Origin of the sequence: Hymenobacter sp. YIM 151500-1 (genome assembly GCF_025979885.1) — a bacterium.
Taxonomy (GTDB): domain Bacteria; phylum Bacteroidota; class Bacteroidia; order Cytophagales; family Hymenobacteraceae; genus Hymenobacter.
Map to the genome: position 1 here is coordinate 2,683,733 of NZ_CP110139.1, position 21,657 is coordinate 2,705,389.

Here is a 21,657-nt window from a genome sequence, read left to right on the forward strand (position 1 = left end):
CTAGGCTGCGGTAGAAATTGGCTGGGTCTTTTTTGCTGGTAACAAAGCAACTGCAAAACAGGCACGTTTCAGGGCCCCCGGTCTTGCTGAGCCGCGGCGGCAGGGTGAATCGGCGCAATCCAACCCATCTGCACAATCTGCGATTCTCATACGCATTTTTTCGCACTTCGCGGCGGAGTGGGCGCGGCGGAGCTTTTTATTCCCAGGGGGGCCGCCTATCTTTGACTCCTTATTGCGCTCTTTTTCCTTCCCTGCTCTGCTATCCGCGCCAAACATCCTGTGAAAAAACCCTTTCTGCTTTTGATTCCGGCCCTGGCCACACTGGGTCTAACCCAATGCCAGACCGGTAAGCCGGCTGCCTCGGCAACTGCCCCTCCGGCCCCGGCTGCCGCTACTACCGCCCCGGCCCCGCAGAAAGAATACCGCTACCAGACCGTGGAGGGCGACCCGCTCAAGGCCCGCATCTACACCCTCGCCAACGGCCTGACCGTTTACTTGTCCGACTATAAAGACGCGCCTCGCATTCAGACTTACCTGGCCGTGCGGGCCGGCTCCAAAAACGACCCCCACGACGCTACCGGCCTGGCCCACTACCTGGAGCACATGGTGTTCAAGGGCACTTCCCGGCTGGGTACGCAGAACTGGGCGGCCGAAAAAGCCGAGCTGGACAAGATTGAGGCCCTGTACGAGCAGTACCGCAGCCAGCGCAACGACCCGGCTGCCCGCAAGCGCACCTACCACCAGATTGACTCGATTTCGAGCGTGGCGGCCAAGTACGCCGTGGCCAACGAGTACGACAAGGTAATGGGCGCCATCGGCTCCAAGGGCTCCAACGCCTACACCTCGGTGGAGCAGACGGTGTACCAGGAAGATATTCCGAGTAACCAGCTGGAAAAGTGGGCTGCCGTGCAGGCTGAGCGCCTGGGCGAGATGGTGCCCCGCCTGTTCCACACCGAGCTGGAAGCCGTGTACGAGGAGAAGAACCGCACCCTCGACAACGACTTCAGCAAGGAGTTTCAAGCCCTAAACCGCAGCCTCTACCCCAGGCACGAGTACGGCACCCAGACTACCATCGGGACGATTGAACACCTGCAAAACCCGTCCATCACCGAAATCAAGAAATACTTTGGGCAGTACTACGTACCCAACAACGTAGCCCTGTGCCTGAGCGGCGACCTGGACTACGACCAGACCATCCGGCTGATTGACCGGTACTTCGGGCAATTACCCACCAAGCCGGTGCCGGCCTACGCGCCCGCCCAGGAGGCCCCGCTCACGGCACCCGTGAAAACGGAAATCCTCGGGCCCGATGCCGAAAACGTGATGCTGGGCTTCCGCTTCCCCGGCACCGCTACGCGCGAGGCCCTGGTGCTGCGCATGATTGACAAGATTCTGACCAACGGGCAGGCCGGCCTCGTAGACCTCAACCTAAACCAGCAGCAGAAGGTGTTGCAGGCCGCCACGTTCACGGATCTTAACAACGACTATTCCAGCCACATCCTCTACGCCACCCCGCGCCAGGGCCAGAAGCTGGAAGAAGTGCGCGACCTGCTCCTGGCCCAGCTCAACAAGGTAAAGCAGGGCGACTTCCCGGAGTGGCTGATTCCGGCCATCATCAACAACGAGCAGCTCCAGCGCACCCGCAGCTACGAAAGCAACGAGGCCCGCGCCGGTGCCTTCGTAGCGGCTTTCGTGGCCCGCCAGTCTTGGAAAGACTACCTCAAGCAGATTGACGACTTCTCGACCGTCACCAAGGAAGAGGTGATGCGCGTGGCCCGGCAGTACTACGGCCCCGGCTACGCCCTGGTGTACAAGCGCACCGGCAAAGACCCCAACTCGGTGAAGGTGGTGAAACCCGCCATTACTCCCGTGCCCGTGAACCGGGAGGCCGCGTCGGGCTTCTACAAGGAAGTTACCAGTATGCCCACGCCGGAATTGCAGCCGGTGTTCGTAGACTACAAGAAGGATATTCAGGAGGTGAAGCTGACCTCGGGCGTGCCGGTGTACTATACCCGCAACGGGGAAAACAACCTGTTCAGCCTCTACTATGTGCTCGACCTGGGCACCAACAACGACCCCAGGCTGGGCCTGGCCACCGACTACCTCCAGTACCTGGGCACCGACAAGTACACTGCCGCCCAGCTTCAGCAGGAGTTCTACAAGCTGGGCTGCTCCTTCTCAGTGCAGAGCGGGCAGGACCGCACCTTCGTCAGCCTCTCCGGCCTCGACAGCAACTTCGAGGCGGCCCTCCAACTGTTTGAGAGCCTGCTCCACGCCCCCAAGCCCGATGCCGCCGCCCTCAAGAACATGGTGGCTGGGGTGCTGAAAGCCCGCCAGGATGCCAAGCTCAATAAGAGCGTTATTCTGAGCCAGGCTTTAGTGAACTACGCCAAGCACGGCGCCAAAAACCCTTTCACTACCCAGCTGAACGAGAAGGAGCTACGCGCCCTGAAACCCGAGCAGCTGACGGCCCTTATCCAGAAGCTGCCGACCTACCAGCACCGGGTGCTGTACTACGGCCCGCGCAAAGCTGATGGCCTTGTCAGTACGCTCACCACCAACCACCGCACGCCGGCCAAGCTCACCCCTACACCACCAGTGAAGGAGTTTGCCGAGCTGCCCATGACGGACCGGAAGGTGTACTGGGTGGACTACAACATGGTGCAGGCCGAAATCCTGTTCCTGAGCAAAGGCCCCGTCTACGACAAAGCCCTGGTGCCTACCGCCAGCCTCTACAACGAATACTTCGGGGGTAGTATGGGCAGCATCGTGTTTCAGGAGCTGCGCGAGTCCAAGGCCCTGGCCTACTCCGCGTCCTCGCGCTTCGCCAATGCCGACAAGCTCGGCCGTAGCTCCTACAACCTCTCCTACATCGGCACCCAGAGCGACAAGCTGCCCGAGGCCATGGCCGGCATGAGCACCCTGCTCAACGACATGCCCGTGGCCGAAGCCAACCTCCAGATTGCCAAGCAGAGCATCCGCAACAGCATTGCCACGGAGCGCATCACCAAGTCCGACATTCTCTTCAGCTACGAGCGCGCCAAGCGCCTCGGCCTCGACTACGACCTGCGCCGCGACGTGTACGAGCAAACCCAGAACATGAGCTTCGACGACTTGCGCAAGTTTCAGCAGGCCCGCGTCAAAGGTCAGCCCCAAACCATCCTCGTCATCGGCTCCAAAGACCGCCTCAACTTTAAGGAGCTGGCCAAATACGGCCAGGTCCAGCAACTCACACTGAAAGAGATTTTCGGCTATTAACCTCACCCCCGGCCCCCGTGGCCTCACCCCCTAGCCCCCTCTCCGATGGAGAAGGGGAACTAGCTCTAAAAAATTAAGCTAAGAAATAAGCTAACAATTAGAACTAGAGCCCCTCTCCTTTTTCGGAGAGGGGTTGGGGTGAGGCCACTACGGCTAGGGAGTGAGGTCCTCACCAGAACAACCTACAATTCCAAAGTACCTTTTCAACAATGGCAGAACAGAAAATCACCATTAAAAACGGCAAGCTGAATGTGCCCGACCAACCCACCATCCCGTTCATCGAAGGCGACGGCACGGGGCCGGATATCTGGGCGGCTTCCGTGAAAGTGTTTGATGCGGCAGTGGCAAAAGCCTACGGCGGCTCGCGCAAGCTCGTGTGGAAAGAGGTGATGGCCGGCGAAAAATCGTTCAAGCAAACCGGCAACTGGCTGCCCAACGAAACCCTCGACGCCTTCCGCGACTACCTGGTGGGCATCAAAGGCCCCCTCACGACGCCCGTGGGCGGCGGCATTCGCTCCCTCAACGTGGCCCTGCGCCAGGAGCTGGACCTCTACGCCTGCGTGCGCCCCGTGCGCTGGTTTGATGGCGTGCCCTCGCCCGTGAAGCACCCCGAACTGACCGACATGGTTATCTTCCGCGAAAACACCGAGGATATCTACGCCGGCATCGAATACATGAACGGCACGCCCCAGGCCCAGAAAATGCTGGAATTCCTGCAGGACGAGATGGGCGTGAAGAAAATTCGCTTCCCCGAAAGCTCTTCCTTCGGTATCAAGCCGGTGTCGAAAGAGGGCACCGAGCGACTGGTGCGCGCCGCCATCGAGTACGCCATTAGCCACAAGAAGCCCTCGGTGACCATCGTGCACAAGGGCAACATCATGAAGTTCACGGAAGGCGCATTCAAAACCTGGGGCTACGAGCTGGCCGAAAAGGAATTCGGCGACAAGGTGTACACCTGGGCTCAGTACGACCGGGTGGCCGCCAAGCAGGGCCAGGAAGTAGCTGACGCCCACCAGAAAGCCGCCCAGGAAGCCGGCAAGATCATCATCAAGGACAGCATTGCCGATGCCTTCTTGCAGCAGATTCTGCTCCGCCCCGCCGACTACTCCGTTATTGCAACCCTGAACCTGAACGGCGACTACATCTCCGACGCCCTGGCCGCCATCGTGGGCGGCATCGGCATTGCGCCGGGCGCCAACATCAACTACCTCACCGGCCACGCCATCTTTGAGGCCACCCACGGCACCGCACCCAAGTACGCCGGCCAGGACAAGGTAAACCCCGGCTCGGTTATTCTCTCCGGCGCCCTCATGCTGGAGCACCTGGGCTGGCAGGAAGCCGCCGACCTCATCTACAAAGGCCTCGAAGCCGCCATCAGCAACAAGCGCGTCACCTACGACTTCGAGCGCCTGATGGAAGGCGCCACCCTGCTCAAATGCAGCGAATTCGGCGAGGAGATTGTGAAGAATATGTAGTAGTTTGGCGTTAGGCCAAGTAACACTAAACCCCGCGTTGGCTTCGGCTGGCGCGGGGTTTAGTGCTTATGAAAGCGCCGCCCTTATGGGTAAACTTTTGTATTCAAGTACGGTCACGTATTCTTAAACATCTATTTTCCGTGAACTAAAACCTTGTACCTTTTTCTACATGGTCATTATTAAGCTTCAGCCCTTGCGTGAGTTTATACAGTTACACCCGGATGCCCGACCCAGCTTGAGCCAATGGATAAAGACGGTTGAGCAAGCCGATTGGGGAACACCAAATGAGTTGAAAGCTGTTTATCCATCAGCGTCACTGGTCGCAAATGATCGGGTGGTGTTTAATATTGGTGGCAACAAGTATCGTTTAGTGGTTCTTGTAATCTACGGCATTCGCACGGTGTTCATTCGGTTTATTGGCACGCACAGCGCCTATGACCAGCTTGACGTTTCAACTGTTTAACCTTTTTCTTATGCTTAGCCTCCAGACTATCACCACTGTCTCTCCCATTCGCTCCGATGAAGAGTTGGCCCAGGCTCATCAACGCCTTGATGAATTGATAGCCAGCCAGGCGTATAGCTCTTCCTCACAGGAAGTGCGTGATGAATTTGAGGTGCTTACGGCGCTTATCTTCTATTATGAGCAGCGCACCAAACGTGCTGGAGAATTCGATGCCGCCTCGGCATCATAGGAAACCGTTTCTCCAGCTTCCTATATTTGCAACGCGCTGACAGACAGCCGGTCTATCGGACGAACGATGGCCATGGTCGAAACCCAGACCGCCGTCCAAACTGCTCCTCCTAGGGCTGCTTTACACAATTCCAGAGAAGTGTGAAGCCAATTCGCTTTGCAAACCAGATTGGTTTCTTTTTCGCGCGTTTACCCACTATCTGCTTGGATATAGGGTGCGCAATCCACCCACTTCCTAAAGCCCCGGCTGTGTCACCAGCTGGGGCTTCGCTTTTTCACAGACGACACGTTGGTGGGGTGACAACCGTGCGGATAGCGCGAAGACAAGCAACCTTGCCTGAGGCAGGCGCATACGTATCCGACTCCTCTCCTGCCGTTACCTGCGCTTCGGTGGCTGTGGAGTGTAGGGCGTATTGGCAGCAGGGCTGATGCAGGCAGGTACGGGAGGTGCCACCAGCCTGTGCCTCTGTGGGTTTACTATCGGTTACAGCTAGCGTGGGTTCAGCGCCTTCCGAAATCCAGCATTTTTTGTTTAAAATATTGTATAACAGTTAGTTATTGCTTTGTACACCGTTTGTAATGGTAGTGAAATTGGTAGTTGCGGGCGGGTTATTTCTCTTTGGTCTCAGCAACCCAGCAGGGGGCAGAGCACTGCCCGCACAGCAATTCTACCATCCAACCACATACGTGTATGAACAAACTGCATCTACTGTATTCCGCTGCTCTGGCCAGCACACTGCTGGCATGCAGCTCGCCCGATTCTGCTACTACGAATGCTGCCGCCCCGGCTAGTGGGAGTGAGGCGGCTGCCCCGGCTGCGGGTACTGCCCCGCTGGACGTAAGCACCTGGCAGCCTACTGATTTAAGCAAGCTAGTGCCCGAACTGCCCATCACGCTGAACCTGCCGGCCGGGGTGAAGATGGAGAAGAACGGCAACGGCGGGATAGACATTCAGCTAAGCGACAAGAGCCTACTCACGGCCTCCTTCCCGGCTGTTTCGTCGGTGAAGGAAGCCATGGCTACCGACGAAGACTATTACATCAAAAACGACATGTACCAGGACGCCCGCAAGGTCGTCGACGAGCCCCACGGCTTTGTGTACACGCGCCGGATGAAGCCGGAGCAAAACGGCACCACCTACGAGCCCGAAAGCCACTTTGTGTACTACCTGGAGGGCAAGGATGGCGCCATCTACCAGCTGGCTGAAGACCGCACGATGGATGGCATGAGCAATGCCAAGGGCTCCGATTACCCCGAAAGACGCGCCAAGGAGCTGTATGAAGCCGTGAAGAAGTCGGCCAAGCTCACCAAGTAAGCCAGTTAGCGCGCTGGCTCTTCGCCTCCGGAGCCCTTTCCTCCTCCACGCGCAGGCGCACTCACCTACAGGCCGCCAGGCACCAACGAATTCAGCGTTTCCGGGCTAGTACGGCTGGTTGGGCGCGTACGAAACCAGGGTTTTGGATGAGCGGCTTGCCTCCTGTAGAGTAGCTTGTGTACTGACAGTAATTTTTCTTTTCCATCTTCTTACCTCCTTCCACTATGTTCGCTTGCACCTTCCCTACCAACTGCGTGAAGCACGCCCGCGCCGTACGGGCCGCCCTGCGCGTGAATCCCACGCTTCCGCCCGGCCTGTTCTCCCTCGAAAACAAAAAGAACATCATCGACGAGTCGCGCCCCCGGCCACGGGTGGGCAGCGTAGCCGTCATGCACAACTCCGTAGTGCCTAGCGACGGGCACGTGGCTGTGGTCTATAAGATTCAGGGTGACACGGTATACTTGGCTGAGGCTAACTACGGTGGCAAAATGTGCCGCACCGACCGCAAAATGGCGTATAACAGCAAAGAAATTTACGGCTACTTCTACTAGCCAAGTCACCCCAGCAGAGCACCTAGCTGATTGGCCAACGAGCCATGTAATGTGCTTGGCAGGACCTCCTTGTGGGGTCCTGCTTTTTTTATTGTTCAGTATTCGTTTTTGCTTTTCCTAGTAGTCTATATATAAAATTATATGTACAAAATTCAGGCTTTTATCCTCTTTTGTTGAAATAATACCTAGTATTGAACCCTGTTTTTATCATTTCCACAACCAAACCCCATGTTTACCATGAAAAAACACAGCATTTTCCTGAGCACCTTTTGCGCTGGTCTTGGTATTATTTCGTTACTGGCTAGCTGCAGCAAAGAGCAGGAGTCAGCACCAGCGCATGTGGCTACTGCTCAGGATGCTAAGGTAGAAGAAGCCTATCCTAACCAGACGGGCCAGCGCCAAACCGGTCACTTCAGCGGCCAGCCCATCGAGTACCGCAAAATCAACGGCGACAATGTGTATGAGGGCGACATCCTGCTCACCGACGAGCAGCTGGCTACCGGCAAGGCCCAAACCGAAAGCGCCGGCCGTACCACGGGCAAGTGGCCCTCCGGCATCGTCTATTACACCATCGACTCCAACCTGCCCAGCCAGAACCGCGTAACCGACGCCATTGCGCACTGGGAGGCCAACACGTCTATTCGCTTCGTGCGCCGCACCACGCAGTCTAACTTCGTGACCTTCCGCGTGGGCTCGGGCTGCTCCTCCAACATTGGCATGACGGGCAGCCGGCAGTACATTAACCTGGCTTCGGGCTGCTCGACCGGCAACACCATCCACGAAATCGGCCACGCCCTGGGTTTGTTCCACGAGCAAACCCGCAACGACCGGGATACCTTCGTAAACATCCTGACCCAGAACATCCAGTCGGGCTACGAAAACAACTTCGCCAAGTATAGCGCCCTGGGCTATAGCGGCTCCGACTTTGGTGCTCTTGACTTCGGCTCCATCATGATGTACGGCTCGTACTCCTTCTCCTCGAACGGCCAGCCCACCATCACCAAGAAGGACGGCTCCACGTTCAACATCCAGCGCAGCGGCCTCTCCGCCGGCGACAAGAGCGGCATCGACATCATGTACTAGCTTAGACATGAGATGGTGAGACATGAGAAGTGAGACTATGTTCTACCTGTAGCAGGCAGTAAGTCATTACCATATTCTCTGACTCTTCTCCTACTCTCAGGAATAAAAAAGGACGCTCATTGGAGCGTCCTTTTTTATTGTAGAGAGGTTATCAACACGAAGTCTCACTTCTCAGGTCTAACCTCTCACTTCTAAAAGTTATGTATTGAGAATCTCGCCGCCGTTGGGGTGCAGGGCCTGGCCAGTGATGTAGGAGGCGTCTTCGGAGGCCAGGAATACGTAGCAGGGGCCTACTTCGGAAGGCTGGCCGGCCCGCTTCATGGTGGTGTCTTTGCCGAACTCGGCTACCTTTTCGGCGGGAAAGCTGGCCGGGATGAGGGGCGTCCAGATGGGGCCCGGCGCCACGGCGTTGACGCGAATCTTCTTTTCGGCTAGCTGCTGGGCCATGGAGCGGGTGAAAGCCGTGATGGCACCCTTGGTGGACGTGTAATCGACGAGCTGCTGGTTGCCGCGGTAGGCGTTGATGGAGGAAGTGTTGATGATGGAGTCGCCCTCCTGCAAGTGCTGCAAGGCCGCCCGCGTCACGCGCACAAAGGAAAAGAAGTTCACCTGGAACGTGTCGAGCCACTGCTCGTCGTCCACCTCCTGCAAGTCCTGGCTGGGAAACTGCTCGGCGGCGTTATTGACGAGGATGTTGAGCCGGCCCAGCTCCTGCACGGTCTGGTCGACGATGGACTGGCAGAACTGCGGGTCGCGCAGGTCGCCGGCCAGCGTGAGGCAGCGGCGGCCTTCCTGCTCCACCAGCTGGCGGGTTTCATAAGCATCTTGTTCCTCCTCGGGCAGATACGTGAAGGCCACATCGGCCCCTTCGCGGGCAAAATGCACGGCCACCGACCGACCAATGCCGGAGTCGCCGCCGGTGATGAGGGCTACTTTGCCCAGCAGCTTGTCGCCGCCCTTGTAGCCTTGCCGGATGTACTCGGGCCGGGGCGTCATTTCCTGTTCGATGCCCGGTTGCTGGTCCTGGTGTTGGGGAGGTTGAGACGTGGGTTTGTTTTCCATGATGATAGTGGTTAGCAGATGCTCTTTCCAACGGCTGCGGCTGGTGCAGGTTATTGAGGAGTTACCTGTCATTCCGACTGAAGAGAGAAATCAGAATCACGGAGTAAGCAGATGGTAAATAGATGACGCAGAAGCGGACTTCAGCCAATCGGTGAAATCAGCTCAACATCCGCGTCATCTGTGATTCAGATTCCTTGTCCCGCTCAGAATGATACTATCCTGCACCACGCGGGCCGTGACGAGCAGCTGGCCCAGGTGGCGGGTGGTGTGCTCGGCGGCGTGCACCAGCAGGCCCATGACGGTGCTGGGCAACCCGGCCCGCCCCACCGGCCGAAACTCCGGCAGCACCGCTTCGGGCGTGGCGCGCAGGAAAGCTAGCATCAGCTCTACCTGCTCGTGGAAGGCCTGAACCAGGGCGGCCGTGGTGCCGGGCGTGGTGGGCACGTCGTTTTCGGCGGCCAGGTAGGCAAGCTGGGCGGCCGTGAGAGGTTGGTGGCGGGCGTAGGTCTGCATTCGGTCGAGCACGCCGGTGAGGTGGCGCAGGTGAAACCCCACCGACGCCACCCCAGCCGGCCGGGCAGTGAGCAATTCGTCGGGGAAGCCTGCCAGGGCGGCGGGCAGCTCCTCGCGGGCCTGAAGCAGGGCGTGAGCTACGGGCTGGAGCAGGGGCGGCACATCGGGCAGCGGGCCGCGCAGCCATACTTCGGGCTGGGATGTCATGTGGTGAGAAGTGAGAAGTGAGAAGTGAGAAGGCGTACGCCGGGGGTGGCGGCTGGGGTTGCGGACGGGCTTTTTAGCTAAAATCGGTAACTTCCTCTCTGTCTTCTTCACCGCCTTTTCTCCATCCTTCTTCCTACCGCTATGGCTCTTGACTTACTAACCGACGCCGTTATTGACACTATTTCGCTGCCCGATACCAATGCCCGGCTGCGGCGCTCCGGTATTCCCGATTCCAAGACGGTAACCGGACTGGAAGTGCGCCTGTCGCGGGTGCTCGTCAAAAACAACCGCACGCCGCAGGTGTGGCCGTTTCCGGGCTTCGCCGATGTGTACCTGCTGCTGGTGGTGTTCGACAACGTGCGGCCCGAGCCCCAGACGATTACCCTGTCCGGCTTTGCCCGCATCGACGACAACGAGGACCTGCCCGTCGACAAAACGGCTTACTACTGGAAGCGCGACGAGGCGGCCCCCGACGCCCGCGTGCCCGGCCAGATTCACGTGCTGCTGTCGGTGCTGAAAAGCAAAAAGCGCCTGCGCGACACGGCCGAAGTGCTGACCAAGGCCCAAAGCTCCGACGACTACCGCACGCTGGTGGGCCAGGTGGTAGGCGCTATTGCCGGCGCCCCGGCCCAAACCGCCGAAACCCTGCTCCGCTTGGCCGCCGTGGTGGGCAATCTGCTGCAAGACGTGGAAGACAAACCCCTGTTTACGCAAGTCGTCACCTTCACCGACATCAACGGCGACTTCGATAACCTGGGCAAAACGCCCATCGTGAAGATGAATGACCACGTGCAAACCACCCTCACGCTCATCGTGCGCGACCCTGCCCGCGAGCCGGTGGTGTAAAAGCTGTTCAGGAAGTGCTGGTAAGTCACCTAGACGTCCTGCTTCGACTTCGCCTCCGACTCCACTCAGCGTGACGTCTAGTTGACTTTCTATAACAATTTCGTAGTACTGCGAAGCTTGGCTACGTCTTTCTTCGCAGTACAGGGCTTATCTTTAAAGCCATGTTGCACGTTTCTCAGCGCGGAGCGGCTATGCCGCTTTCTCCCTACCGCAAGCTCACTCCCTTCGCCGACGCCGCCAAGCAGCGCGGCGTGCACGTTCATCACCTCAACATTGGGCAGCCCGACATGGAAACGCCGCCCGCCATGCTGGCCGCTGTGCAGCAGGCCGACCTGCGGGTGCTGGAGTACAGCCATGCCGCCGGCCACGCCAGCTACCGCCAGAAGCTGGCCCGCTACTACCGGCAAGCCGGTATCGGAGTCGAAGCCGAGGACATTCTGGTAACTACCGGAGGCAGCGAGGCCATTCTGTTTGCCCTGCTGAGTTGCCTCAACCCCGGCGACGAGCTGATTGTACCGGAGCCGTTCTACGGGGCTTACACCGCCTTCGCCGTGGCCGCCGACGTGCGCATCGTGCCCGTTACTTCCACCCTGGAAGAGGGGTTTGCCTTGCCGCCGGTGGCCGCGTTTGAGCAGCGCATCACGCCGCGCACCCGCGCCATTTTGCTCTGCAACCCCAACAACCCCACGGGCCACGTGTACAGCCGCGCCGAGCTGGAGCAGCTGCTGGGCCTGTGCCAGCGCCACCACCTCTACCTGCTTTCCGACGAAGCCTACCGGGAGTTCTGCTACGACGGTGCCTACGTGAGTGCCCTGCACCTGCCCGGCGCCGAGGAGCACGTGGTCATTCTGGACACCATTTCGAAGCGCTACAGCGCCTGCGGAGCCCGCCTCGGCGCCTTCGTCACCAAAAACAAAGCTGTGCTGGGCGCTGCCTTCCGGTTTGCGCAAATGCGCATTAGTCCGCCTGGCCTGGCCCAGCTGCTGGGCGAAGCTGCCGCCGATCTGCCCGCCGACTATTTTCAGCACACCAAAGCCGAGTACCAGGCCCGCCGCGACTTACTGGTGAACCGCCTGCGTGAGCTGCCCGGCGTGCGGTGCCCCGTGCCGGGCGGGGCCTTCTACGTCATGGCTCACTTGCCCATCGACGATGCCGAGCGGTTTGCGCAGTGGCTGCTGGAAGACTTCGAGTATCAGGGCCAAACGGTGATGGTGTCGCCGGCCGCGGGCTTCTATGCCACACCCGGCCTGGGCCGCCAGCAGGTGCGCCTGGCCTACGTCATCAACCAGCATGATTTGGAACAAGCCATCAACTGCCTGGCCGCCGCCCTGCACGTGTACCCCGGCCGCAAAAGACCACAGATGGAACGGATTCTCAACGGATGAAACGGAGTGGATTTTTAACGGTCAAACGAAGAGGCTGTTTAGGAAGTCGTCTAAAACATATCGGACCGTCATGCTGAGCCTGTCGAAGCATCTCTACGGCTTCGTTGAACGAACACAGACGAAGCGGTAGAGATGCTTCGACAGGCTCAGCATGACGGTCTATCAACTTCCTGAACAACTTTGGTCAAACGAATGCTGGCATCTGCTTTTGCTTCTGCGTCATCTGTTAGAATCTGTTTTATCCGTTAAAATATCCGTTTTATCTGCGGTATGGCTTCTGGGCTGATTATTGCCGTGCTGCCGCCCATGAAACACCTTGTTCCACTCTTGTTTCTTCTGCTCCTGCTGGCGGTTGCGTCGGAAGCTGTGGGTCAGGAGTCATCCTCAGCCCGGCTGCTTACGCTGCGCATCAACGGCCAGCCCGTCGCTACTGACACTACCAGCTCCCGCTTCTTTCTGGACAACAACCGTACGCTGCGCCTCAACATTGTGCGGGCCGATGACCCCGATGGCGAAGGGCTTACCATCATCATCGACCGGTTTCCCATCCAAACCGGCACCTACAGCTTCCAGGAGATTCTGAGTGGCCGCAACCGTGACGCTTCCTACCGTTACGGCACCACGGCCGCCTACTCCAAGTCCTGCTCCAATAACTCCGGCTCGGTTACCATCACGGGCGTAAACGCGGCTCGGCATTGGCTCATGGGCACCTACCGGTGCCAGGTCTGCGAATCGGGCCGCGGCGGCCGGCGCCTCACCCTGGAAGGCACCTTCCGGTACCCGGTGGAGAAAGAGTAGCGGTAGTTAGAAAGTTAAAAAGTTGAGGAGTTAGAAAGTGAAGAGGTACTCAACCTCACTTTCTAACTCCTCAACTTTTTAACTTTCTAATTTACAGTGTTGCCAGATCAATCACGAAGCGGTACTTCACGTCGGACTTAATCATCCGCTCGTAGGCTTCGTTGATGTAGTCCATGCGAATCACCTCGACGTCGCTCATCACGTTGTGCTCGGCGCAGAAATCCAGCATTTCCTGGGTTTCCTGAATGCCGCCGATGAGGGAGCCGGCAATGCGGCGGCGCTTGGCAATGAGGTTGAAGGCGTGGAGCTGCGGCGCTTCGGGCGGCACGCCCAGCAGCACCATGGTGCCGTCGAGACGCAGAGTGCCAATGTAGGGCGTCAGGTCCATGGGCGCCGATACGGTGTTGATGATGAGGTCGAAGTAACTGCGCACTTCGCGCATAGCAGCCTCGTCTTTGGTCACCACAAACTTATGAGCTCCCAGGGCGCGGGCATCGGCTTCCTTGCCGGGAGAGGTGCTGAGCACGGTGACTTCGCAGCCCATGGCGGCGGCAAACTTCACGGCCATGTGGCCCAGTCCGCCCAGGCCCATGACGGCCACCCGGTCGCCGGCCTTAGCGTTCCACTGCCGCAGCGGCGACCAGGTGGTGATGCCGGCGCACAGCAGGGGCGCCACGCGGGCCAGGTCGAGCTTTTCGGACACGCGCAGCACAAACTTCTCGGTTACGACAATCTGCTTGGAGTAGCCGCCGTACGTGGGCGTGCCATCCTTTTCGCGGGCGTTATAGGTGCCCACAAAGCCATTGTCGCAGTACTGCTCCAGGCCCTCGGCGCACTCGGGGCAGCTCTGGCAAGAATCGACCATGCAGCCCACGCCGGCCAGGTCGCCGGGCTTGAAGTTCTGCACGTGGGCACCCACCTCCGTCACGCGGCCCACAATCTCGTGGCCGGGCACCATAGGGAAGATGGAGCCGCCCCATTCGTCGCGGACTTGGTGCACATCGGAGTGGCACACACCGCAGAACAGGATTTCGATGCGCACATCGTGCGGGCCAACGTCGCGACGCTGGAAGTCGAAAGGAGCTAGAGGAGCATGGGCAGCCGGGGCTGCGTAAGCTTTGGTTTCTATCATGAGGGTAGTGGTTGTAAAGTAGGGGCGCGTCGCACGCGCCCGGCTGTTTGGCTGGTGGTTTGGCTGGTTAGTAAGAGGCGGGGCAGAACTGAGCCTCCAAACGAAATGCTCAGGCGTTTGTTTGGCCGAGCTTACCGCGTAGCTGGGCGCCTGAGCAGCATGAAGCAAGCCTTACGGCAACTTGTCGAGCTGCTGCTGGGCCGCTTCGTTGTGGGCCGCGGCCTGCACGGGCGGTGCTTCAGCGGCCGGGGGCACGGTCCAGCCTTGGCGCAGCATTTCCGCCACCTGCTCCCGCAGGCGCCGCATCGACTCGCGTGAAAACCGCTTCTGCAACATGCGGCCAAACAGCCGAAAGCCCAGCCAGTAGAAGGGGTTGCGGATGCGGCCGGTTTGCGAAAAGGCGTGGATGCGGAACAGGACCCGGCCCGTAGCCAGATGCTTGTGCACGGTGAAATCAATCTGCCCCCGCTCAAAATGACCTTCCAGGGTGCGGTAGTTATAGCCCCACACCTGCTCCTCGCCGCTGCCGTCGGGCAGGGTCCGCCGCTCGTCCGTGACACCCCCGATGCGCACCCCAAACCAGAAGGTAAAAAACAAAAACTGCCCCCGCAGCACCATGACGCGCTGCTCCAGGGGCTGGTCGGGCAGGAAGATGCCGGTAATGAGGTCGGGCGGCGGAAAGGTGTAGCGGCGCAGTACCTCCCGCGCGGCAGCCCAGGAGCCTTGCGGCGCGGGCGGTCCGGGCGCCTCGGTGGGTAGCTCGGTTTCGTAGTCGTCCACGTTCCAGCCGTTGGCGGCCGTGTACTCGTGGGTGCGGGTCAGGTCGAAGTTGTAGCCGGCGTCGCGGTAGGCGTCGAGGCGAGCCCGGTGCCGCGCCAGCAGGTCGTGTGGCTCAGGCATTGTGCTCCATGTGAGTTTCGACGCTGCTCTGCTTCACGGTTTCGACGTGCACCGGGCCCAGCAACAGGCCCCGGCTGTGGTCGGCCACGCGCAGGCAGAAGGCCTCCCAGGTTTGCTGCTGAATACGCTTGCCCAGGCCCAGCGTGTCGTAGGTAAAGGCCACCAGCCCGTCGCGGGAGCGGGCCCAGGAGTGAATCTGGAAGCGCACCGTGTCGGGCAGCGTGGCATGGGGCCGCAGCGAAAACCGGATGCGGCCTGCCTCGGGGTGGCTTTCCAGCGTCACCAGCTCGAAGTAGTCGGCGCCGATTTCCGATACGCGCACGTCGCCGTTCCAGGGGCCCAGAATCTTGATGCGGAACTCGTCGCCCTTGCGCAGGGTGTGCGGCTCCCCTTTGGCCTTCTCGAAGTCGGCCAGCAGGTCGGGGGAGAAGTCAGGCAGGTTGCATTTGATGTGCTCCAGCAGCTCCGGGACCGACTGGCGCGGGTGCTGCACATCAATCCAGTAGCGCCGCTCAAACAGCGGCCCGCTGCCGCTGTGGGCGGGTTGTTCGGCTTTGTCGGGCATGGAACAGGGCGTGTACGAGCCGGGAGTGGCCCCGGCCTCAGCAGCATAACGCAACCCGCCGGGCCGGGGTTGACGCCGCTGGCCTCGGCGGGGCCAGCAGTTTCTGCGTATGAGGCTCACAGCACCAAGCTCGGCATCACCAGCTACTCTTCGCCTCCTCCCCTACCGCCTTATGGCCTACTACCGCCCACCCGGCCCGCCCGCCGACCCCGCCCTGGTCCGCGACCTGACCCAGCAGCAACACGACATGCGCACCCGCGTGCGGCTAGAGCCCCTGCTCCAGGAGCCCCGCCTCATTGCCGGCTGCGACTCGTCTTTCCCAACTCCCGACACGATTTTGTCGGTGTTTGTGCTGCTGCGCTTTCCGTCCCTGGATGTGGTGGAAAAGGTGTACCACACCAGCACCGTGACGCTGCCCTACATTCCGGGGCTGCTCTCGTTCCGGGAGGCGCCCAACGTGCTGCTGGCCTACCAAAAGCTCCAGCAGCAGCCCGACGTGATTATGGTGGACGGGCACGGCATTGCTCACCCGCGCCGCATGGGCATTGCGGCCCACTTGGGCGTGCTGCTGGATAAGCCCACTTTCGGCGTAGCCAAGCAGAAGCTCACCGGCGAATACCAGGAGCCCGGCCCCCAGCGGGGCAGCACTTCCCCGCTCCTGGACCGCAGCGGCGAGCTGCTGGGTGAGGTCATCAGGTCCAAAGACAAGGTGCAGCCCCTATTCGTCAGCCCCGGCCACCGCTGCGACCAAGCCACCGCCACCCGCCTCACCCTGGCCTGCCTGCGCGGCTACAAGCTTCCCGAGCCCACCCGCCTCGCCGACCACTGGGCCGAGGAGTTTAAGAAGGAGTTAAGATAGGGACTTAGGGATTTGGGGGCTTAGGGTCTTAGATGACAGCAGAACTACATCTAAGATCCTAAGTCCCCAAGTCCCTAAGTCCCTAACAAACTATCCAACGATTCACCCGCTTGCTCGGGCAGACCGAGCAGCCGAGCTACAGCCCGGTACACGACGCGGGGCGAGGTGGCTTCGGCCAGGATGCCGCGCTGCTGGCCGGTTTGGGTGGACTTGGATAGTTTTTGGCCGTGCACATCTAGCAGCAGGCCGTGGTGCAGAAACTGCGTGCGGCCGAAGTTGGCGGCACCGGGCAGCCCATCGGTCAGCCACAGCTGGGCCGCTGTGCTGGCCAGTAAGTCCAGCCCACGCACGATGAGCGTGACACCCAGGCGTACATCGTCCAGCACGGAGGCTACCTGGTAGGCAGCCGTGCCGTCCTTTTTGCGCACTACAAAGTCGCTCATTTCCAGGGCCAGGTCGAGCTGCACGGAGCCTTGGGCCAGGTCGGGGAAGGTGACGAGTGTGGGGGCCGGCACATGGGCCCGCCAGGCCACTTCAGGCGTATCCAGGGACAAAACCAGGGGCCGGCACGTGCCGGGGTAGTGGCCGGCGGGCACCGCCAGGCGAGCCAGCTCGGTGCGGGAGCAGCGGCAGGCATAGAACAAGCCAGGGTGAGCGTGGCGGGCGGCTTGCAGGACGCTTTCGTACTCGCTTAAGCGGTGGCGCTGGGAGAAATTTCGCTCGAAGTCATCGGGGCCGCTGGGGCCGTAGTCGTAGTCGAGGCCCAGCCACTCGAGGGTGCGGAAGATGTTGTCGAGGTAGGCGGGGCGGAACCGGGCTCGGTCCAGGTCGTCGATGCGCAGGTGCAGGGTGCCGCCGGCCCGGCGCGTGAGCAGCCAGGTGAGCGTAAAGTTGACGGCGTTGCCCAGGTGCAGAAAGCCGCTGGGCGTAGGCGCCAGGCGCGAAACAACGGGCACTCCGGAAACGGGCAAAGCAAACATTGCGGAAATGTACACGGGCCTTGCCAGTAAACCAGCAGCCCCTTAGGGCGTCTATAGATTATTCACTATCCTTAGCTTCCCATGAAACACCTGTTCCGTCTGCTTCTAGTGGTATTGCTGCTTTCCGGCCCGGCCGGCTATGCCCAGCAAAGCCTGTACTTCCCACCAAATCCACCTGGCACCTGGGCCACCACGCCGCCGCAGAGCCTGGGGTGGTGCCAGCCCCAGCTCGATTCCCTGCTCAGCTTTCTGGGCCGCAAGGGCACCAAGGCGTTTGTGGTGCTGAAGGATGGACGGCTGGTAGTGGAGCGGTACTACGGCACGTTCACGGAGGACTCGGTGTGGTACTGGGCCTCGGCGGGCAAGGCCCTGACGGCGGCGCTGGTGGGCCAGGCCCAGCACGAGGGCCTGCTGCGGGAGCAGGACAGCGTAAGCCGCTGGCTGGGCCGGGGCTGGTCGGGGGCGCCGGCCGCGCAGGAGCGGCAGATTACCCTGCGCCACCTGCTCGCCATGACCTCGGGCCTCGACGACACGCCGCCTGCGCCCTGCGACAACGAAAGCAGCACGGTGGCCTGCCTGCTGTACCACAGCCTCGCCGGCACGCGCTGGGCCTACCACACCGGCGCCTACCGCCAGCTCCAAACCGCCCTGACCCGCGCCAGCGGCCTTACGCTCAACCAGTACACCAATCAAAAGCTGGCCTCCCGCATTGGTATGAGCGGACGGTGGGTGCAGGAAGTGTACTACAGCCGGGCCCGCGACATGGCCCGGTTTGGGCTGCTGATGCTGGCCCGCGGCACCTGGAACGGCACGGCCGTCCTGCCCGACACGGCCTACCTGCGCCGCATGACCCGGCCCTCCCAGGCCTTCAACCGTAGCTACGGCTACCTTTGGTGGCTCAACGGCCAAGCGTCCTACCTGCTGCCGGGCCCTCAGCAAGCCGTGTTCAGTGGCCCTCTCGTGCCCACCGCCCCCGCCGACATGGTGGCCGCGCTGGGCAAGAACGACCAGAAAATCTACGTGGTGCCCAGCCGGGGACTGGTAGTGGTGCGCCAGGGCAAGTCAGCCGACAGCCCCCGGCTGGCCGCGTCTTCGTTTGATACGGAGCTGTGGCGCTACCTCACGGCGGCCATGCAGTGCCGCACGCTTGCCGCGGCACCAGGCGCCACCCGTGCCGCCGCCCGGCTCTATCCTAATCCGGCGGCTGAAGTTGTTACCGGCTCGGTGGTGCCGGGGGCCACCCGCCTGCGCGTGCTGGACGTGCTAGGGCGGGAGCGGCTTACGGTATCCGCCGGTTCCTCCGAACCAACCCGGTTTTCAGTGGCCGCCCTACCGGCCGGCTGGTACGCCGTGCAATGGCTGACATCGGACGGCCAGGTGCTGGCCTCGCGCCGCCTGCTACGGTAGGGGCGCGCTGCACGCGCCCGGTCGCCAGAACGGTTTTTAATAGTAGTAAAATAGCACAGCCCGCATACCGCAGCAAGGCGCACCCAGGCCGCGGAGCCCCCTCAACCCCGGAGGGGCGGCATATCGGTAGCAAACCGGAGCTAGAGAAACACGAAAACCCCAGTGGGGCGACACTCAGTGTCCGTAGATGGCCGGTGTTGCCCCGCTGGGGCTTGGTGGACGGGATGGGCGTTGTGTTTACCGACAGGCCGCCTCTACGGGGCTGAAGGGGGCTCCGCAATAGGAAGTATTTGTGAACAATTTTACCATAACATATGTACATACATACAATAGCACAATTAGTATGCTTTTCTCATGAACACGACTCTGCACACGGCCAGCTCCCGCGGCCACGCCAACCACGGCTGGCTCAACTCCTACCACACGTTCAGCTTCGCAGGCTACCACAACCCCAACCGGATCCATTTCGGGGTGCTGCGCGTGCTGAACGATGATACCGTGGCCGGCGGCATGGGCTTCGGCACCCACCCGCACGACAACATGGAAATCATCAGCATTCCGCTGGCGGGGACCCTGGAGCACCGCGACAACACCGGCAACCACGGCGTTATCCGGCCCGGCGACGTGCAGGTGATGAGTGCCGGCACGGGCATTGCCCACAGCGAGAAAAACCACAGCCGCAGTGAGGAAGTCAAGTTCTTGCAGATCTGGGTGTTTCCGAACCAGCGCAACGTGCCGCCCCGCTACGACCAGCAGAGCTTCCGGGCCGAAGACCGCCACAACCAGTTTCAGCAGGTTTTGTCGCCCAGCCCCGACGATGCCGGCGTGTGGATTCACCAGGATGCCTGGTTTCACCTGGCCGATTTCGACGCCGGCTTTACAGCCGAATACACCCTGAAAAAATCGGGCAACGGCGTCTACGTGTTTGTACTGGAGGGCGACGCTGCCGTGGCCGGCCAAGCCCTGCACCGCCGCGACGGGCTGGGCATCTGGGACGCCGCATCCTTCCCGGTACAGGCCACTTCCGATACCCGCCTGCTGCTGATGGAAGTGCCTATGAGCCTGTAAGCTAGAAACCATTCGGGCTGTAGGCGGCCTTTCATCGTCTAAAACCCACTGTCTGCCGACTTTGTGTCCCATGGTGGGACATCTTTCACCACCTTTCGTTTTGCACTGCCAGTTGCTCTGCCTGTCCGCGCCAGTTACGCCCGAGCCAGCCGGCTTTCCACCCATATGAAACACGCCACCACTTCCTACCCTGTGCACGAGCTGATTCGCCAGCGCTGGAGCCCCCGCGCCTTTGCTAACCAGCCCGTGACGCCCGACACCCTGAACCAGCTGTTTGAAGCCGCTTCGTGGGCGGCCAGCGCCATGAACGAGCAGCCCTGGCGCTACATCTACGCCCACCGCACCGATGGAGAAGCATTCCAGAAGATGGTAGACTGCCTGCTGCCCGGCAACCAGCCCTGGGCCCGCCACGCCCCCGTGCTGGTGCTGGCCCTGGCCAAAACCCACTACGACAACGGCAACCATAACGGCGCCGCCCTGCACGACCTAGGCCTGGCCAACGGCAACCTGCTGCTGGAAGCCACGGCCCTGAGCCTGCACGCCCACTTTATGGGCGGCTTCGACGTGGCCAGAACCCGCGAAGCCTTTCAGCTGCCCGCCACCTTGCAGCCCGTGGTGTTTATTGCCCTGGGCTACCTCGGCGAGGCCGAGCAGCTGGAAGAGCCCTTCCTGAGCCGCGAAAAGGCCGCGCGCCAGCGAAAGTCTCTCACCGACTTCGCCTTTCACCAACACTTACCTGCCTAAGCCATGCCGTCCCGCATTATCCGCGCCGCCGACCGGGGGCTGAAAGACGCCGGCTGGCTGCAAAGCCACTTCTCTCTAAGCTTCGGGCCCTACGCCAACCCGGAACGGTCGGGGTTTGGGCTGCTGCGCGTGTTCAACGACGATTTTGTACAGCCCGGCCGCGGCTTCGGCCTGCACGCCCACAGCAACATGGAAATCATTTCGGTGATGCTGGCCGGGCGCATGAACCACAAGGACACGCTGGGCTACAGTGAGGAGGTGGGCCCCGACTGGGTGCAGATTATGAGTGCCGGCAGCGGCCTGCGCCACGAGGAGCACAACATCGGCGACGATGAGGTGAACTTCCTGCAAATCTGGATTGAGCCCAAGCTTCAGAACATCGGCCCCCGCTACCAGCGCCGTCACTTTCCGCGCGAGCAGCGCCGCAACCGCCTCACCACCATCGTGAGCAACGAGGAAGGCACGGCTCACTGCTGGATCAACCAGAACGCCCGGCTCAGCCTGGGCTACTTTGAGGCAGGCCAGACGGTGGAGTATACTCTGAACCCGCTCAACAAGTGCGTGTGGGTGTTTGGGCTGGAAGGCGAGCTGCGCGTGAACGGCGAAACCCTGGCCCGGCGCGACAGTCTGGGGCTGTGGGAAACGGCCACGGTGCACATCGACTGCTCTACCGAAGTGCAGTTTCTGCTGATTGAAGCTCCCATCAACCACTAACGGCCACGGGTCCGCCCGGCTCCTTTGGGGGCCGGGCGGGCTTGTTTCGCGCCGCGCGCAAACGACGCAACTGCTTGATTGGTTGCGCGTCCTCTAGAATTTCT

At 60.9% G+C, this 21,657-nt stretch carries 21 protein-coding genes; 15 read left to right on the top strand and 6 right to left on the bottom strand.

All coding sequences use genetic code 11. The features are described 5' to 3' along the window. Positions 1–279: 279 nt before the first annotated feature. The 7 genes from OIS53_RS11160 (at position 280) to OIS53_RS11190 (ending at position 8,373) form a co-directional block, all read left to right on the top strand. Positions 280–3,258: a M16 family metallopeptidase gene (locus OIS53_RS11160; protein WP_264678651.1), complete on the top strand. Its 2,979-nt coding sequence runs from the start codon at positions 280–282 to the stop codon at positions 3,256–3,258. A gap of 209 nt (positions 3,259–3,467) precedes the next feature. Further along, positions 3,468–4,733 (top strand): NADP-dependent isocitrate dehydrogenase, encoded by a 1,266-nt coding sequence (icd, locus tag OIS53_RS11165; RefSeq protein WP_264678652.1) that lies wholly within the window; start codon positions 3,468–3,470, stop codon positions 4,731–4,733. A 169-nt stretch (positions 4,734–4,902) separates the two neighbouring features. Beyond that, positions 4,903–5,196: a type II toxin-antitoxin system HigB family toxin gene (locus OIS53_RS11170; protein WP_264678653.1), complete on the top strand. Its 294-nt coding sequence runs from the start codon at positions 4,903–4,905 to the stop codon at positions 5,194–5,196. Positions 5,197–5,206: 10 nt separating this feature from the next. Next, positions 5,207–5,425: a hypothetical protein gene (locus OIS53_RS11175; protein WP_264678654.1), complete on the top strand. Its 219-nt coding sequence runs from the start codon at positions 5,207–5,209 to the stop codon at positions 5,423–5,425. A 690-nt stretch (positions 5,426–6,115) separates the two neighbouring features. Next, positions 6,116–6,739, top strand: a complete 624-nt coding sequence (locus tag OIS53_RS11180; protein WP_264678655.1) for a hypothetical protein — start codon at positions 6,116–6,118, stop codon at positions 6,737–6,739. Between the two features lie 224 nt (positions 6,740–6,963). Beyond that, the gene (locus OIS53_RS11185; protein ID WP_264678656.1) at positions 6,964–7,290 is read left to right on the top strand and encodes a CHAP domain-containing protein; all 327 of its coding nucleotides are present in this window, start codon (positions 6,964–6,966) and stop codon (positions 7,288–7,290) included. Between the two features lie 339 nt (positions 7,291–7,629). After that, on the top strand, positions 7,630–8,373 hold the full coding sequence (locus OIS53_RS11190) for a M12 family metallopeptidase (protein ID WP_264678657.1): 744 nt from the start codon (positions 7,630–7,632) through the stop codon (positions 8,371–8,373). Positions 8,374–8,571: 198 nt separating this feature from the next. Here the strand turns inward: OIS53_RS11190 and OIS53_RS11195 are convergent, their stop codons facing one another. Next, positions 8,572–9,435, bottom strand: coding sequence for an SDR family oxidoreductase (locus OIS53_RS11195; RefSeq protein WP_264678658.1), 864 nt, complete (start codon positions 9,433–9,435; stop codon positions 8,572–8,574). A gap of 174 nt (positions 9,436–9,609) precedes the next feature. Continuing rightward, positions 9,610–10,155, bottom strand: coding sequence for a DinB family protein (locus tag OIS53_RS11200; protein WP_264678659.1), 546 nt, complete (start codon positions 10,153–10,155; stop codon positions 9,610–9,612). Between the two features lie 141 nt (positions 10,156–10,296). Between OIS53_RS11200 and OIS53_RS11205 the strand changes: the two genes are divergently transcribed. From OIS53_RS11205 to OIS53_RS11215, 3 genes are all read left to right on the top strand, one after another. Continuing rightward, complete coding sequence (locus OIS53_RS11205; RefSeq protein WP_264678660.1) at positions 10,297–11,001, top strand: hypothetical protein; 705 nt, start codon at positions 10,297–10,299, stop codon at positions 10,999–11,001. A 161-nt stretch (positions 11,002–11,162) separates the two neighbouring features. Next, a complete protein-coding gene (locus OIS53_RS11210) occupies positions 11,163–12,386 on the top strand; it encodes a pyridoxal phosphate-dependent aminotransferase (protein ID WP_264678661.1) in 1,224 nt (407 codons plus the stop codon). Between the two features lie 306 nt (positions 12,387–12,692). Continuing rightward, positions 12,693–13,184 carry a hypothetical protein gene (locus OIS53_RS11215; RefSeq protein ID WP_264678662.1) on the top strand — a complete coding sequence of 164 codons (492 nt, stop codon included), beginning with the start codon at positions 12,693–12,695 and terminating at the stop codon, positions 13,182–13,184. A gap of 91 nt (positions 13,185–13,275) precedes the next feature. Here OIS53_RS11215 and OIS53_RS11220 read toward each other — a convergent pair whose 3' ends face one another. The 3 genes from OIS53_RS11220 to OIS53_RS11230 all read right to left on the bottom strand — a co-directional run bounded on the left by OIS53_RS11220 (position 13,276) and on the right by OIS53_RS11230 (position 15,835). Beyond that, the gene (locus tag OIS53_RS11220) at positions 13,276–14,316 is read right to left on the bottom strand and encodes an NAD(P)-dependent alcohol dehydrogenase (RefSeq protein ID WP_264678663.1); all 1,041 of its coding nucleotides are present in this window, start codon (positions 14,314–14,316) and stop codon (positions 13,276–13,278) included. 171 nt (positions 14,317–14,487) lie between these two features. Continuing rightward, positions 14,488–15,216 carry a DUF1990 domain-containing protein gene (locus OIS53_RS11225; protein WP_264678664.1) on the bottom strand — a complete coding sequence of 243 codons (729 nt, stop codon included), beginning with the start codon at positions 15,214–15,216 and terminating at the stop codon, positions 14,488–14,490. Next, positions 15,209–15,835: a DUF1990 domain-containing protein gene (locus OIS53_RS11230; protein WP_264678665.1), complete on the bottom strand. Its 627-nt coding sequence runs from the start codon at positions 15,833–15,835 to the stop codon at positions 15,209–15,211. The genes OIS53_RS11225 and OIS53_RS11230 overlap by 8 nt, the downstream gene beginning before the upstream one ends. A gap of 118 nt (positions 15,836–15,953) precedes the next feature. On the opposite strand from OIS53_RS11230, the gene nfi reads away from it, so the two are divergent. Further along, entirely contained in the window at positions 15,954–16,640 is a 687-nt protein-coding gene (gene nfi, locus OIS53_RS11235; protein ID WP_264678666.1) for a deoxyribonuclease V, read from the top strand. A 74-nt stretch (positions 16,641–16,714) separates the two neighbouring features. Here nfi and OIS53_RS11240 read toward each other — a convergent pair whose 3' ends face one another. Beyond that, positions 16,715–17,635, bottom strand: a complete 921-nt coding sequence (locus OIS53_RS11240) for a glutamate--tRNA ligase family protein (RefSeq protein ID WP_264678667.1) — start codon at positions 17,633–17,635, stop codon at positions 16,715–16,717. A 66-nt stretch (positions 17,636–17,701) separates the two neighbouring features. Between OIS53_RS11240 and OIS53_RS11245 the strand changes: the two genes are divergently transcribed. The 4 genes from OIS53_RS11245 to OIS53_RS11260 all read left to right on the top strand — a co-directional run bounded on the left by OIS53_RS11245 (position 17,702) and on the right by OIS53_RS11260 (position 21,553). Beyond that, positions 17,702–19,027: a serine hydrolase gene (locus tag OIS53_RS11245; protein ID WP_264678668.1), complete on the top strand. Its 1,326-nt coding sequence runs from the start codon at positions 17,702–17,704 to the stop codon at positions 19,025–19,027. A 354-nt stretch (positions 19,028–19,381) separates the two neighbouring features. Then, positions 19,382–20,095 carry a pirin family protein gene (locus OIS53_RS11250; RefSeq protein ID WP_264678669.1) on the top strand — a complete coding sequence of 238 codons (714 nt, stop codon included), beginning with the start codon at positions 19,382–19,384 and terminating at the stop codon, positions 20,093–20,095. Between the two features lie 165 nt (positions 20,096–20,260). Beyond that, complete coding sequence (locus OIS53_RS11255; protein ID WP_264678670.1) at positions 20,261–20,839, top strand: nitroreductase family protein; 579 nt, start codon at positions 20,261–20,263, stop codon at positions 20,837–20,839. 3 nt (positions 20,840–20,842) lie between these two features. Further along, positions 20,843–21,553: a pirin family protein gene (locus tag OIS53_RS11260; protein ID WP_264678671.1), complete on the top strand. Its 711-nt coding sequence runs from the start codon at positions 20,843–20,845 to the stop codon at positions 21,551–21,553. Positions 21,554–21,657: the final 104 nt, after the last annotated feature.